This is a genomic window from Sorangium sp. KYC3313 (assembly GCF_052075895.1).
In the GTDB taxonomy this organism is placed as follows: domain Bacteria; phylum Myxococcota_A; class Polyangia; order Polyangiales; family Polyangiaceae; genus Sorangium; species Sorangium cellulosum_B.
In genome coordinates, this window is record NZ_CP197255.1 from 7,272,501 (window position 1) to 7,287,034 (window position 14,534).

Sequence of the window (14,534 nt, forward strand, 5' to 3'; positions counted from 1 at the left end):
GATAACAGGCTGATCGCGCCTGAGAGTTCATATCGGCGGCGCGGTTTGGCACCTCGATGTCGGCCCATCGCATCCTGGGGCTGGAGCAGGTCCCAAGGGTTCGGCTGTTCGCCGATTAAAGCGGTACGCGAGCTGGGTTTAAAACGTCGTGAGACAGTTTGGTCCCTATCTGCCGTGGGCGTAGGACACTTGAGAGGAGCTGCCCATAGTACGAGAGGACCTGGGTGGACGTACCTCTGGTGTTCCGGTTGTCCTGCCAAGGGCATAGCCGGGTAGCCATGTACGGAACGGATAACCGCTGAAAGCATCTAAGCGGGAAGCCGGCCTCAAGACTAGGTGTCCCGGGCCGCAAGGCCCCTAAAGACCCCTCGTAGACCACGAGGTTGATAGGCCGGGTGTGGAAGCCGAGCAATCGGCGGAGCTAACCGGTACTAATAGGTCGTGCGGCTTGACCATACTTCTAAGGCAAACATCGAAGCGTCGCGCCCGGAGTTCGGGTGACGAGCAGCGTGACACAGCTGGCCCTGCGTAAACATAACGTAGAGCACCGCGAGAGCGGGCTCCGCAGGGTTCCGATTGGACGCACCCACAAGTTTCCGGTGGTGATATCGAGAAGGTCACACCCGATCCCATACCGAACTCGGAAGTTAAGCTTCTTGGAGCCGATGGTACTGCCAGGGCAACCTGGTGGGAGAGTAGGACGCCGCCGGGATTTTTTCTGAGCCTCCGCGCTGAAATCGACGCGCAGGCTTTTTGGCCGCGAGACCGCGGCTGGTCGCTGTTCCCAGGGCAAGCAGCGATCGCGTTGTGCCTGAACCAGGCCGACGAGCACGCCAGCACGGCTGGCAAGGCGTGGGCGCCGCGAGAAGCGGGCCCTGCCGAACGTCCGACCGGAATGGACGTGCCCGCAAGTTTCCGGTGGTGATATCGAGAAGGTCACACCCGATCCCATACCGAACTCGGAAGTTAAGCTTCTTGGAGCCGATGGTACTGCCAGGGCAACCTGGTGGGAGAGTAGGACGCCGCCGGGGTTTCTTCGAACCTGCGCACAGAGATTCTTTGTGCGCAGGTTTTTTTTTGCCTTCCATCCAGACCCTCGGTCCGACCTGCCGGCGCCTTCGAGGGTCGGATCGGCGGTCCGCCGAGAAGCACCCCTCCCGGCTTGGGTCGCCCGTGCCCGCCTCGGTTCCCCTTCAAACTTCGGTGAGCGCCGGCGGGTGGGTCCACGCGGCGGGGGCGGGCGGGCGCGCTGGAGCACCGACCGAGGTGCCATAAGGCCTCCACGAGGCTCGAGGTCTCAGGCGCGCCTTGTGTGGCGCGCAACGTGACGTCCCAGGTGGCATGGCCCGAAGGGAGACATGCCGAGCGGTGTTCCATGCGCAAGCTCCAGGTCCCCGCCTTGGCGGATGGCCAGCGCCCGCCCGCCCCCGCCGCGTGGACCCACCCGCCGGCGCGGCTGGGCGGCTGGAACGATCTGTTGCGCCGCGTCCCGCCGCGAGGGATGGCTCTTGCCTACGCACGCAGCAGCCCCCGCTCAGGCAGGGACCGCGCAAGCGCCGCCGATGGCCAAGAGACGCCCGCCCGCATCCGATCCGCTCGCCCGCTTTCACCCCGCTACCCAGGCGTGGTTCCGCGCGGCTTTCGCCGCGCCCACCCCCGCCCAGGTGCAGGGCTTCCCGCCCATCCTGGACGGCGCCTCCACCCTGCTGCTCGCGCCGACCGGTTCGGGCAAGACGCTCGCCGCCTTCCTTGCCGCCATCGACCGGCTCATGGCGTCGCCCGAGCCCGAGGCCGCCGAGCGCTGCCGCGTCGTCTACGTATCGCCCCTCAAGGCGCTCGCGATCGACGTCGAGCGCAACCTGCGCGCGCCGCTCGCCGGCATCGCCGCCGCGGCCGAGCGCCTCGGCCTGCCCTACCGCGTCCCCCAGGTCGGCGTGCGCTCCGGCGATACAGCGCCCGAGGACCGCGCCCGGCTCGCCAAGAAGCCGCCGGACATCCTCATCACCACCCCGGAGTCGCTCTACCTCCTGCTCACCGCGGCCGCGCGCGATCGGCTGCGCGCCGTCGAGACCGTCATCATCGACGAGATCCACGCGCTCGTCGCGACGAAGCGCGGGGCGCACCTCGCCCTGTCCCTCGAGCGGCTCGAGGCGCTGCGATCCGCGCCGCGACCGATGCAGCGCATCGGCCTCTCCGCCACGCAGCGGCCGCTCGACGAGGTCGCGCGGCTGCTCGGCGGCGGCGAGACCGACGGCGCCGGCGGACGCTTCGCGCCGCGGCCGGTGACCCTCGTCGACGCGAGCGCCCCGAAGGCCCTGGAGCTCCGCATCGAGGTGCCCGTCGAGGACATGACCAAGCTCGGCGAGGCCGCCCGCGCGGGCGAGGGCCCGAGGGGGGCGCCCGCCGAGCCGGCGCAGCGCTCGATCTGGCCGAGCATCCACCCGCGCCTCGTCGAGCTCGTCCGCGCCCACCGCACCACGATGATCTTCGTGAACAGCCGGCGCCTCGCCGAGCGCCTCGCCGCGGCGCTCAACGACACCGCCGGCGCCGAGGTCGCGCTGGCGCACCACGGATCGATCGCCCGCGAGCAGCGGCAGCAGATCGAGGAGCGGCTCAAGGCGGGCCTCCTGCCGTGCATCGTCGCGACCTCGTCGCTGGAGCTCGGCCTCGACCTCGGCTCCGTCGACCTCGTGATCCAGCTCGAGGCGCCGCCCTCGGTCGCCGCCGGGCTCCAGCGCGTCGGGCGCGCAGGGCACGAGGTCTCCGGCACGTCGCGCGGCATCGTCTTCCCGAAGCACCGCGGCGACCTGCTCGCGTGCGCCGCGGCCGCGTCCCGCATGCGCGAAGGCAAGGTCGAGGCGACCCTGTACCCGAGGAACCCGCTCGACGTCCTCGCCCAGCAGATCGTCGCCATCGCCTCGATGGACACCCTCCACGTCGACGCGCTCTTCTCGCTCGTCCGCCGGGCGGCGCCCTTCGCCGAGCTGCCCCGCGCGAGCTTCGAGGGCGTGCTCGACATGCTCTCCGGCCGCTACCCGTCCGACGAGTTCGCCGAGCTCCGGCCCCGCATCGTCTGGGACCGGGTGGGCGGCGCCGTGCGCGCCAGGAAGGGCGCGAAGCGCCTCGCCGTCGTCAACGCCGGCACCATCCCCGACCGCGGCCTCTACGGCGTCTTCCTGGACACCGGCGGCGACGCCGCGCGCCCCGGCCGGCGCGTCGGGGAGCTCGACGAGGAGATGGTCTTCGAGGCCCGCGAGGGCGAGGTCTTCCTCCTCGGCGCCTCCTCGTGGCGCATCACCGACATCACCCACGACCGCGTCCTCGTCGTCCCCGCCCCGGGCGAGCCCGGCAAGATGCCGTTCTGGCGCGGCGACCAGGCCGGGCGCAACGCCGAGCTGGGCGCCTCCATCGGCGCCCTCGCGCGGCGCCTCGCCGCGTTGCCCGACGGCGAGGCCGAGCGCGCGCTCGCGGACGAGCACGGCCTCGACGAGCGCGCTGCCTCGAACCTCGTCCGGTACGTGCGCGACCAGGCCGCGGCCACGGGCGACGTCCCGAGCGACCGCACCCTCGTGATCGAGCGGTTCGTCGACGAGGTCGGCGATCACCGCATCTGCCTCCTCTCGCCGTTCGGCGGCCGCGTCCACGCGCCGCTCGCGACCTGCATCGCCGAGCGGTGCCGCCTCGATCTCGGCCTGGCGGTCGACACCGTGTGGACCGACGACGGCATCGTCCTGCGGCTGCCCGAGTCGGAGTCGCCCCCCGACGCGAAGCAGCTCCTGCCGCAGGCCGACCAGGTGGAGGAGCTGCTCGTCCGCGGCCTCGGCGACACCGCCCTCTTCGCCTCGCGCTTCCGTGAGTGCGCGGGCCGGGCGCTGCTCCTGCCGCGCAAGTTCCCCGGCAAGCGCTCGCCGCTCTGGGCCCAGCGCAAGCGCGCCGCCGACCTGCTCGCCGTCGCGTCGCGCTACGGCTCGTTCCCCATCCTGCTCGAGACCTACCGCGAGTGCCTGCGCGACGTCTTCGACCTCACGGCGCTCGAGGATCTCCTCCGGCAGATCGCCGCCCGAAAGGTCCGCGTCGTCACGGTCGACGTCCGCGCGCCCTCGCCGTTCGCGGCCACGCTGCTCTTCACCTACGCCGGCAACTTCATCTACGAGGGCGATCTGCCGCTCGCCGAGCGAAGGGCGCAGGTGCTCACCATCGATCACAGCCGCCTGCGCGAGCTGCTCGGCGAGGCCGAGCTGCGCGAGCTGTTCGACGCGGACGCCGTGCTGGCCCTCGAGGCGTCGCTCCAGCGCCTCGACGGCCGAGCGCCGCTCAAGCACGAGGACCAGGCGCACGATCTCCTGCTCTCGCTCGGCGATCTCACGCGCGACGAGATCGCCCGGCGCGCGGTCGCTCACGACGCCCCGCCCGAAGCGGCCCGCGAGCGCGCCGCCGCCTGGATCGACGAGCTCGTCCGGGACCGGCGCGCCATCGAGGTCCAGATCGGCGGCGAGCGCCGTGTCGCCGCCGCCGAGGACGCGGGCCGGCTGCGCGACGCCCTCGGCGTGGTGCCGCCGCTCGGCCTGCCGATCGCGTTCCTCGAGCCCGTCGCGGACCCGCTCGGCGAGCTCGTCGCCCGCTACGCGCGCACGCACGGGCCCTTCCGCGCCGACGACGTGGCCCGGCGCTTCGGCCTCGGCCCTGCGCCGGTGCTGGCCGCGCTCGCGCGCCTCGCCGAGCGAGGCCGCGTGATCGAGGGCGAGTTCCTCCCCGGCGGCCGCGGCCGGGAGTTCTGCGACGCCGAGGTGCTGCGCTCGCTGAAGCGCCGCTCGCTGGCCCGGCTGCGCGCCGAGGTCGAGCCGGTCCCGCCCGAGGCCTACGCCCGCTTCCTCGCCGACTGGCACGGCCTGCACCGCCGCCGGCGCGGCCTCGACGGCCTGCTCGCGGCGCTCGAGCAGCTCCAGGGCGCGCCCCTCTCGGCCTCTGCCCTGGAGTCCGAGATCCTGCCCGCCCGCGTCGAGGGCTACCGGCCCGGCGATCTCGACGCGCTCTGCGCGGCCGGCGAGGTCCTCTGGCGCGGCGTCGAGCCGGTCGGCGACGGCGACGGCCGCGTCGCGCTCTACCTGGCCGAGGCCTTTCCGTACCTCGCCCCGCCGCCTGGCCGCGCCGAGGGGGCCCTCGCCGAGGGCATCCGCGCCGCGCTCGCGCGCCGCGGCGCGCTCTTCTTCTCCGACCTGTCGCGCGAGACGGGAGCCTTCGGCGCGGACCTGCTCGCCGCGCTCTGGGATCTCGTGTGGGCCGGCGAGGTCACGAACGACACGCTCGCCCCGCTGCGCGCCCTGGGCCGCGCGTCCGGATCGAGCGCCCGCCGGCGCGATCGCGACCGCGCCGCGCCCGGCCGCGGCCTCCCGGCGCAGCGGGCGCGCCGGATCGGCCCGCCGGGGAGCGAAGGGCGCTGGTCGCTGCTGTCGTCTCCCGGCGCGTCCGGCGCTGCTGGCGGCGCGTCCACCGGCGCGCCCGGCGAGACCGAGCGACGCGCGGCGCTCGCCCGCGCGCTGCTCGAGCGCCACGGGGTGCTCACGCGCGAGGCGGCGGCCGTCGAGGGGCTCGCTGGCGGCTTCTCCGCCGTCTACGACGTGCTCCGCGCGATGGAGGAGGCCGGTCAGGCGCGGCGCGGCTATTTCGTCGCCGGGCTGGGCGCCGCGCAGTTCGCGGTGCCCGGCGCCGACGATCGCCTCCGGGCCTGCCGCGAGCCGTCCGACGATCCGCGGACGCTCGTCCTCGCGGCCACGGATCCGGCGAGCCCCTGGGGCGCCGCCGTCCGCTGGCCCGAGCTGCCCGCGCCCGCCGGCGGCGGCACCGAAGGCGCTGTCCGCGGCCCGGTCCGGCCGCAACGGGCCGCGGGCGCCCTGGTGATCCTGCGCGACGGCCGGCTGCTCGCCTGGATGGGCCGCACCGAGCGGAGCCTCACCACGTTCCTGCCGGAGGCCGAGCCGGAGCGCGGCGACGCGATCCGGGCCGTCGCGTCGGCGCTCGGGGCGCTCGTCGACGAGGGGCGGCGGCGCGCCGTGCTCGTGGCCACGATCGACGGCGAGCCTGCGCACGGCTCCCCCCTCGCGCGCGCGCTTTCTGACGTGGGCTTCACCTCCGGAGCGCACGGCTACCTCAAGCGGGCCATCACGCCCGAGGGGGGCGGGTGGCGGCCGCGGCACGTGCCGCCCGCGAACGCGCCCGACTGGGCTCGCCGCGCGGCGGCGGCGGGCCTCGATGCGCCGGAGGACGAGGCAGATGGCTTCAGGCCGCCGCCCGGGCTCCGCTCATGGCCCTCCGGGCCTCCGGCGGGGGGATGGAGGATGTCGCCCGCCGGCGCGACCGAGGGCGGCGCGCAACCGGCGAACGAGAGCGACCTCGACGACGACGACCCGGCGATGTTCGAGGACGGCGCGGGGATCGACGACGGATCGGCGTAGCCACCGGCCGGGGGCTGGATTGCCCTCTCCGAACCGGTGATCCCGGGTCCTGGCGTCTGCGTTCCAGCCATCACCCACCGTCGCCCGCGCGGCGGGCGCGGCGGAGGGAGCGCTGCGGCGTCGCGCGTGTCGACAGCGCCAAAGAAGGACCGCCGAGCAGCCGTGAAAGGGCGACCTTTCGTGGTTCCTCGGCGGCTCTTCGTGGTCCTCGCGCCCTCGGGGATGCCGAGCGGCGCGCGGGGACGGTTCAGCCCTGCTGGGTGTGCTCGTCCACCTTCACATGTTGCTCATGGCTTCCGTTGCGGCCCTTCCGGCTCCGGCCCTCGCCGTTCGTCGCCAGGCTCCGCGCCTCCGCGCCCTTGCGCCCGATCTCGGCCATGTGTTCGCGGTTCTGACTCACGGCCTCGCCGCCCTTGCGGCCCGCTGCGCGCGCCTCTTCGGACGTGAACTCGTGCGCCGTGCCCTTCTCATGAGCTGCCTTGCCGCCCTGACTCGCGATCTGGCGCTGCTGCTCCGCGTTCATCGCTGCGAAGCCTCGCTTGCTCTCGCTGGTCTGTCCCATGAATCACTCCTCGGATGGATTGCCTCGTGAACGCCACTCGACGACCGTGGCTACCTGCTGCTGCTTGGCCACATCAGGCCGGCGGTGCCGGCGGTGCCGGGGCCATGCTGCAACGCGGGTGCCAGGCCGGGGAGCCCGGACGAATCTGCCGATGTGTTGAGGCCGGACAATCGATTGACCATCGGGTCGACAGGGGTGCCGCCTCGAGGGTTCACTGTGGCAAATTGTCTCAGTGTGCGCTCCGCCGTGTCTGGTCGCCCCAGTCTGCGGGTTCCATCGTGACAGGCTCACTGGACGTGGCCGGTCGTCCGGATCGCCCTCTGTCTCTCTCCTCCGATCGAACGAACCAGCGAGACGACTGCCATCATCGCGCTACACAGGAGCTCACGGTCAGGGTTCACCTGCGCGGCCGCCGCTGTTCACGATCGAGCGTCCGGCATCGCCGATGGCTCCCTTGCCCTCTGTCCACTCAGGCGGCCCCTCTGGTTCTTGTGCGGTCGGGATTTTGCCGTGACATGGCTGAATCTGGATGGCCGAGGCGCCACCTTGACGGTGCTGTGACGGCAGCCTTCCGGCGGGGCGTCGAAGGGCTGCGGCGCCGGGGCATCGCGTCTTGACAACACGACGCCGCTGCCGCTCTCGTTGCACTGCATCATCACTTCCAGCGCTCGGCCCGACGACGAGGCTTCCGGGCGGCCGGGGTGACGACATTGCAGGAGATTCACATGGCGCTTGCGATCCAGGGGGCCCGTCTCGACGGGGGCCAGCTCTGCTCACCGAACATGACATCATGGCCGCGCCGCGCGCGCGGCCGTGCTCCGGGCCACGCGCGTGGCGCGGGCCTGGTCGCGCTCTCGCTGGCGCTCCTCGCGGGCTGCGGCGGCGCCAGCGGCGCGGCGCCCGCGGAGGGCCCTGGGCCCGCGCCGGCGCCCGCGCCCGCGGCGAAGGCGCCTTTCGACATCGAGGAGGCGCTCGCCCGCGAGGCAGGCGAGCTGCCCGCCCGGGAGCTCCGCGCCGCGGACTGGTCGGCGCGCGCGTTCGGCGCAGGGGAGGCGAAGATCGAGCCGAAGGAGAAGCTCGTCGCGATCTCCATCCCCCTCGGCACGGACACCCATGTCGAGTGCTTCGTCTACAACACGATGCTCGACTCGGGCGAGGTGATAAGGAACTTCATCGAGCTGCTCGACCCTGCGAAGGTGGAGGTCGCTCGCGTCGTCCCCTGGGAGGTGAGCGTGCACCGGGAGAGCCCCGCGGTGTTCGTGCAGGCCCTCTACCTCGTCCCGACCGCCGGCGGGAAGGCGGCCGGCCTGCTCAAGATCGCGCTGCACGCGGACAGGGCGCGCCCCATCGCCTGCCTGCATGACGAGGTCGGGTATGTCCGCACGTTCGAGCGGCTCGCCAAGGGGCTCTTCGACTCGTTCGAGTCGAAGAGCGCCGCGCCGAAGCCCGAGTACACGGACACCGTCATCCTGCGCCTCGACAAGGTCCCTGTCGGCTTCGAGACGAGCGATCTGCTCAAGGACGAGGGCGGCCAGCGGCGATGGTTCTCCCGCTCGGCCACCTTCGTGCCGCGTGATCCCAGATCGCTGCACATCGAGGATGAGGCGTCGAACGTGCTCATCGATCCTCAGGGGCAGATCAAGGAAGGCGTCTGGATCGAGACGTCGGGAGGCAAGGCGAACCACCGTATCGAGCTGTCCCAGAAGAAGAACTTCGAGTACGCGTACTCGGGAGAGGTCGAGGGCAAGAAGGTCCAAGGGACGTTCACGCCGGCGGCCAAGGCGTGGCTCGCCTCGCCCGTCGCCACCGCCTCGGCGCTCGCCCGGCTCCTCAAGAAGAAAGGCTCCTTCGACCTGAAGCAGCAGGAGTACATGCCCAGCGTCGATCCGACGAAGCCCGTCGACGTCCAGTACCTCCGCGACGCCTCGGGCGCCGTCACGGTCTCTCTGAAGACGATGCGCCTCGTGGGCAGCCTCGCTCCGGACGGCCGTCCGGAAGCGTTCGAGATCTCCGCCGGTCCTCCCAAGCTGACGATCCAGCGAGCCTACGTCAGGGGCAAGCTGTAAAACCGCCCGCGGATGCGCTTCCGGGCCTGTCCGGGAGCGCCAAGGCGCTCGCCGACGGCCATGCGCGGTGGGCCTTGCTGGTCGGACACCGTCGAGCGCAATCGCCGGCCGGCACCGTCGCGGGGGCCGGTTTCTGTGAAGCTGGAAAAATTTCACGCCGACGAAATGTCATCGGGTGCGCTGGATGGCTGCAGCGCTTGAGTATCGTCGTCATTTTTATCGATTCATGACGATTTGGTGATCCTGCCCCGCTCGGGTCAGGTTATATATCTTCCCGGCCGGCCGAACGACTCTTCGCTGGAACAAAGAATCATTTTTTTCGAGCGGAAGGAGCTCTCAATGCGCTCTGTGAGATCGCGTAGATCGCGTAGATCGCGTGTCTGCGGCCCGGTCAGCCACAAGCTTGGCGTAATGACCGCGGGTGTATTCGCGCTTACGGCATGCGTGGCGAATCTCGAGGACGAGCCGGTCGAGGACGTCGCCAGCAGCCAGGAAAGCTTCGAGGCGTTCGAGAGGGCCGCGTTCCGCGAGCCTGGCTCTGGTGTCTACATCGTCGATGGCGACACGTCCGTCGCCGACATCAAGCATCTCCGGGAGTTCTGGGAGACGTACGTACGAGATGGCGCCCTCATCGTGCAACGCAGCGGCGGCAGCGATGTCGTCTGGTCGGCGGTCCAGAAGAAGAGCATCACCTACTGCGTGAGCACGACCTTCGGCGCGCGCCATGCCGCCGTCGCGGCGGCCATGGCTGCCGCCACGGCTTCCTGGGAGAGCGCCGCGGATGTCGATTACGTCTACCAGAGCGCTCAGGACGCGAGCTGCACTGCCGGCAACAGCAACGTCGTCTTCGACGTGAGGCCGACGAACTCCGGCGGCCAGTACATCGCGCGGGCGTTCTTCCCCAACGACGCGCGATCGGTGCGGAACGTGCTGATCGACTTCAAGGAGCTCGAGGTATCCGGCGTCGCGCTCGAGGCCGCCCTGCGGCACGAGCTCGGCCACACGCTCGGCTTTCGGCACGAGCACACGCGCCCCGAGGCGGGCGTCTGCTTCGAGGACAACGCGTGGCGCGCGCTGACCACCTATGACTCGGACTCCGTCATGCACTATCCCCAGTGCAACGGCACCGGCGACTGGAACTTCGCGCTGACCGCAAGAGACATCCAGGGCGCCCAGGCGCTCTACGGCCCGCCTGGCGGCGGCAGCGGCGGCAGCGGCGGCGCTGGTGGCGGCAGCGGCGGCAGCGGCGGCAGCGGCGGCAGCGGCGGCAGCGGCGGCAGCACGACGGTGACCGAGAGCTTCAGCAGCAGCGTCAACGCAGGTGCGTTCGTGGACATCGGATCGAGCGCCGGTTTCGCTGTCACGCCGGGGACGGGCCTCACTGTGGTGATGACCGGCACCGGCGATCCCGACCTCTACGTGAAGTTCGGATCGGCGCCGACGACGGCCTCGTACAGCTGCCGCCCGTACCTCTCCGGGGCATCCGAGACGTGCACGTTGACCGTGCCGACAGGGCAAACCAAGGCGTACGTCAAGGTCAGAGGGTACACCGCGGCCACCTTCAACGTGGCGGTGACCTATACCCGGCCTGGCGACCCCAGCAGCAGCGGCGGCGGCACGGCCACGTCGGCCGCCTTCCGCGGCAGCCTCGCGGCGGGCGCATCGGCGTCGCACGGGCCCCTCTCGGTGGTTCCTGGCACGAGCCTCCGGCTTGTGATGACCGGCACCGGCGACCCTGATCTCTACGTGAGGTTCGGCGCCGCGCCGACCCTGACCTCGTACGACTGCCGTCCGTATCTGGACGGCGCCGCGGAGACCTGCAATCTGACGGTCCCGGCGGGGCAGACGCGGGCCTTCCTCTCGGTGAACGGCTTCGCGGCCAGCACCTATCAGCTGAGCGCGACCTACACGGCCCCTTAGCTGGAGCGGGCCCCGCTGACGCGCCGAGCCATTCGCTGGAATGGATTGGCCGGATGGTCGCCCAACCGGGTGTGTTCGCAGCCATCGAGGGCGTCATTTCGACGTGACGCGCCCCTGCGGGCGGCGACCTGGACACCACCGCGGACGAACCCTCGATACGGGGAGGTGGGTATCAGGCGCAGGATGAGCAGAGTAAGGAGAGCCCATCGTCCAATCTGCGAGCGACATCTATCAAAAAAATGTCGCCGAAAATTGGGCACCTCAAGGGAACCCTTCCTAGGGTGCTCTCATGGACAAGAAAATTTTAGCCGCAACTCTCCTGCAGGCGCTGGCCATGGCTCAACGCGAAGGGCGCTCCGAGACACTCGATACGCTGGTCGAGCGGCTGCGCGTTCGCCGCCGGGATATCCGCGGCACGCTGACCCTGCTCCACCGCCAGGGCATGCTGGACGTGCTCCACATGCGACTCACGCTCTCCGGGTTCGCCATCGGCTCGGCGCTCATCGGAAAGACGCTGCCGGCGCTCCGGGCGGCGCCGCGGGCGTCCACCGCGGCGGCGTGAGCCGGCGCCGCGCTGCACGCCGCGCGCGGTGAGGGCGGGCGCGCGAGCTCCCAGAGCTCGCCGGGCGCTCCCGCGCGACGGCGCCGCCTAGGCCTCGACGAGGCCCGCTCGCACCGCGAGGCGGGTCAGGTCGGCCACGCTGTGCGTCGCCACCTTCGCGCAGAGGCGCGCCCGGTGCGTCTCGACCGTCTTCACGCTGATCGAGAGCTGGGCGGCGACCTCCTTGGCCGAGAGGCCCATCGCGAGCAGCCGGAGCACCTGCCGCTCCCGGTCGCTCAGCGCGGCCACCATGTCGCCCCTGGCGGCGGCGTCGCGCCGCTGGAGCGCGCGCACCATCGCGGCGCTCACGTCCGGCGAGACAGCCGTGCGCCCCCGGACGACGGTGCGCAGCGCCTCCACGAGATCGGCGAGCCGGCTCTGCTTCGAGAGATACCCATCGGCGCCGGCCCGCATCGCCTCGGCTACCCGGAACTCGTCGCGGTGCATCGAGAGCACGATGACGCGGAGCTCCGCGACGCCCTTGAGCTCACGGATGAGGTCGACGCCGCTGCGGTCCGCGAGGCCGAGCTCGATCACCGCCACCTGACAGCGGTGGATCTCCTGCGCTCGGCGCGCCTCCTGCCCGCTTCCAGCCTGAACGACCGCGCTCACCCCCGGCTGCGACGTCAGCGCGTACGCCAGCGCTTCCCGGACGACGTTCTGGTCATCGACGAGCAGGATATTCATGTCGAAGGCCCCCCTGTCAAAGGGCCTTGTAACAGACTACTTTGAGCTCCATGAACCTGTTTTCTCGGTAAGGATTCGCCTGGCGACGGCGATTCGGTTCCTGTGATGCTGGACTGGGCTCCTCGCAGAGCGCCTTGGACGAGCGCAGGAGTGCAATCGACATCGGGACGATGGCCCTGGAACGTCGTTTCATCCGAGCGGGGCGTCGTGCCTCGGTGGGGGCGCATGCGCTCCAGGAGCCCGCAGCCCGCGCGTCTCGTGACGAGCCCTCGGCAGGCTTCGCCTGGGCGGCGCGGGGCCCGCGCTCGAGGGCTCTCCCTTGGCCGTTATGTTTGCGGTAGATAGGCTGCCGCATGCCTCGCCCGCGCGGAGCGCTCTTCTCCGGTCTACGCCATGACTCGGCCTTCTGGCGCCGTGCCCTCGCCGCGGGGGTCAGGCACGGGCCGGAGCCCTGGGTGCGCCATAGCCCTCCGGTCTTCGGCGTGCTCTTCGCGGCCGCACTCCCCGAGCTGCGCCGGCGCGTCGAGCAGAACCTCCGCCGCGTCCGCGGGCCGCGCTCGCGCCTCGTCGACCTGCTCGACAGCAGCGCGGTGTTCGCCGCCTACGGAAGCTGCATCACCGAGGCGCTGCTGCTCGCGAGCGATCGCGGGTACACGGTGGTGCGGCGCTCCCGGGGCGTCGAGCACTACCACGCGTGCGCTGCAGCAGGCCGGGGGGTCATCATCGTCACCGCGCACACCGGGGGCTGGGACATCGCCGGCCAGATCCTCGGCGCGGTGCATCCGGCGGGCGTCATGCTGGCGATGCAGCGGGAACGGGACGCCGAGGCGCGCGCGATCCAGGATGCGGCGCGGCAGCGCGCTGGTGTCCAGGTGGTGCACATCGGCGATGGGCCGCTGGACGCCCTGCCGCTCCTCAAGCACCTGCAGCGAGGCGGCGCGGTCGCGATGCAGATCGATCGCGCGCCGCCCGGGATGCGCAGCCGGGAGGTCACCTTCCTCGGCGGCCGCTGGCGAGCGCCCGAGGGGCCCATCGCGCTCGCCGCGATGAGCGGCGCGCCGATCTTGCCTGTGTTCACGCACCGCCTGGGCTTCCTCGACTACGAGGCGGTCGTGGCGCCGCCGATCCGGCTCGCCCGCCGGGCGACCGAGGAGGAGCGGGACGCGGCCGCGGCCGCGATGATGGGCGCCCTGGAGCGCTTCGTCCGGGCTCACCCGACACAGTGGTTCCACTTCACCGGCGACGGCCCGGCCGCGCCGGCGGAGGGCGGGACGGGTTGAGCTGAACAGCGGAGACCGCAAATGGGCCGATCCGCGCAAAGGCGGAGAGGCGGAGAGGCGGAGGCGAGCCTGAGGAACGCCAGAGACATCGAGAGCAGAGATTTCTCTCCGTGTCCTCTTGGTGTCTTTGTTTCTTGTTCCAGGGCGCCTTGCGCGGCGCGGCGCCGCTCTACAGCGGCCCTTCGGTCAGCCCGTGGACGAACTGCCTCACGCGCGGGTCGTCGCTCGCCTTCGCTTCTGCGGTGGTGCCGTCGAAGATGAGCCGTCCGCGGTAGAGCATCCCCACCCGGTCGGTGACGGTGAGCAGCCGGTCGAGATCGCTCGAGACCATCACCACGGTCGCGTTCATCGCCCTCTGCTCGGCGCGGAGCAGGTCGAAGATGCGCTGCGACGTGACCGGGTCGAGGCCGGCCGCGGGCTCGTCGTAGAGGACGATCTCGCCGCGCGCGATCGTGGCGCGGGCGACGCCCACGCGCTTCTTCTGGCCGCCGGACAGCCCCGCCGGCGTCCGCCCCTCGAAGCCCGCGAGAGACACAGCGCGGAGCCGCTCCGCGACCCGCTCCTCGATCTCGTCCTCGCTGAGATCGTAGAGCCGGCGCAGAGGGAACGCGATGTTCTCCCCGACGGTCATGTAGTCGAACAGCGCGTTGTTCTGGAACAGCATCCCGAACTTGAGACGGAACGTCTGGAGCTCGAGCTCGCTGAGCGCGTGGACGTCCTTCCCATCGACGAGCACGCGCCCGTGATCCGGCCGCAGGAGCCCGGTGAGCATCTTGAGCAGCACGCTCTTGCCCGAGGCGCCCGGCCCGATGAGCCCGTAGAGGCAACCGGCAGGCACGTCGAGGTCGACGCCCCGGAGTACCGGCATGCCCCCGAAGCTCTTCGTCAGCTGTTCGATCTGGATCATCGGTCGGGTGGACACGGTCGCCGCGGAGGGGCGCGCCGGCCTCGTTGCTCGGCGGGGGA

The 14,534-nt window shown here is 71.3% G+C and carries 8 protein-coding genes and 3 rRNA genes (1 of these 11 only partly in view); 8 read left to right on the forward strand and 3 right to left on the reverse strand.

The genetic code is table 11. The features are described 5' to 3' along the window. The 4 genes from ACSRUE_RS28040 to ACSRUE_RS28055 form a co-directional block, all read left to right on the forward strand. Positions 1–456: ribosomal RNA gene (locus ACSRUE_RS28040) — 23S ribosomal RNA — on the forward strand; it begins 2,551 nt to the left of the window's first position. A gap of 139 nt (positions 457–595) precedes the next feature. Further along, positions 596–712: ribosomal RNA gene (gene rrf / locus ACSRUE_RS28045) — 5S ribosomal RNA — on the forward strand. A 202-nt stretch (positions 713–914) separates the two neighbouring features. Continuing rightward, positions 915–1,031 (forward strand): 5S ribosomal RNA (gene rrf / locus ACSRUE_RS28050). Positions 1,032–1,562: 531 nt separating this feature from the next. Then, positions 1,563–6,452, forward strand: a complete 4,890-nt coding sequence (locus tag ACSRUE_RS28055; protein WP_441286280.1) for an Lhr family helicase — start codon at positions 1,563–1,565, stop codon at positions 6,450–6,452. A gap of 247 nt (positions 6,453–6,699) precedes the next feature. Here the strand turns inward: ACSRUE_RS28055 and ACSRUE_RS28060 are convergent, their stop codons facing one another. Further along, entirely contained in the window at positions 6,700–7,014 is a 315-nt protein-coding gene (locus ACSRUE_RS28060; protein ID WP_441286281.1) for a KGG domain-containing protein, read from the reverse strand. 725 nt (positions 7,015–7,739) lie between these two features. On the opposite strand from ACSRUE_RS28060, the gene ACSRUE_RS28065 reads away from it, so the two are divergent. From ACSRUE_RS28065 to ACSRUE_RS28075, 3 genes are all read left to right on the forward strand, one after another. Further along, on the forward strand, positions 7,740–9,080 hold the full coding sequence (locus ACSRUE_RS28065) for a hypothetical protein (protein WP_437767321.1): 1,341 nt from the start codon (positions 7,740–7,742) through the stop codon (positions 9,078–9,080). A 444-nt stretch (positions 9,081–9,524) separates the two neighbouring features. Beyond that, positions 9,525–11,000: a pre-peptidase C-terminal domain-containing protein gene (locus tag ACSRUE_RS28070; protein WP_441286282.1), complete on the forward strand. Its 1,476-nt coding sequence runs from the start codon at positions 9,525–9,527 to the stop codon at positions 10,998–11,000. A gap of 289 nt (positions 11,001–11,289) precedes the next feature. After that, the gene (locus ACSRUE_RS28075; protein ID WP_441286283.1) at positions 11,290–11,562 is read left to right on the forward strand and encodes a hypothetical protein; all 273 of its coding nucleotides are present in this window, start codon (positions 11,290–11,292) and stop codon (positions 11,560–11,562) included. Positions 11,563–11,649: 87 nt separating this feature from the next. On the opposite strand, the gene ACSRUE_RS28080 is transcribed toward ACSRUE_RS28075, so the two are convergent. After that, positions 11,650–12,288, reverse strand: a complete 639-nt coding sequence (locus ACSRUE_RS28080) for a response regulator (protein ID WP_437767324.1) — start codon at positions 12,286–12,288, stop codon at positions 11,650–11,652. A 353-nt stretch (positions 12,289–12,641) separates the two neighbouring features. Here ACSRUE_RS28080 and ACSRUE_RS28085 point away from each other — a divergent pair, with 353 nt between their 5' ends. Further along, entirely contained in the window at positions 12,642–13,568 is a 927-nt protein-coding gene (locus ACSRUE_RS28085) for a lysophospholipid acyltransferase family protein (RefSeq protein WP_437767325.1), read from the forward strand. A gap of 169 nt (positions 13,569–13,737) precedes the next feature. On the opposite strand, the gene ACSRUE_RS28090 is transcribed toward ACSRUE_RS28085, so the two are convergent. Further along, complete coding sequence (locus tag ACSRUE_RS28090) at positions 13,738–14,490, reverse strand: ABC transporter ATP-binding protein (protein WP_441286284.1); 753 nt, start codon at positions 14,488–14,490, stop codon at positions 13,738–13,740. Positions 14,491–14,534 lie beyond the last annotated feature (44 nt).

Coding starts and splice junctions, on each gene's coding strand:
- ACSRUE_RS28055 (WP_441286280.1), top strand. CDS start 1,563: ATGGCCAAGAGACGCCCGCCCGCATCCGATCCGCTCGCCCGCTTTCAC.
- ACSRUE_RS28060 (WP_441286281.1), bottom strand. CDS start 7,014: ATGGGACAGACCAGCGAGAGCAAGCGAGGCTTCGCAGCGATGAACGCG.
- ACSRUE_RS28065 (WP_437767321.1), top strand. CDS start 7,740: ATGGCGCTTGCGATCCAGGGGGCCCGTCTCGACGGGGGCCAGCTCTGC.
- ACSRUE_RS28075 (WP_441286283.1), top strand. CDS start 11,290: ATGGACAAGAAAATTTTAGCCGCAACTCTCCTGCAGGCGCTGGCCATG.
- ACSRUE_RS28080 (WP_437767324.1), bottom strand. CDS start 12,288: ATGAATATCCTGCTCGTCGATGACCAGAACGTCGTCCGGGAAGCGCTG.
- ACSRUE_RS28085 (WP_437767325.1), top strand. CDS start 12,642: ATGCCTCGCCCGCGCGGAGCGCTCTTCTCCGGTCTACGCCATGACTCG.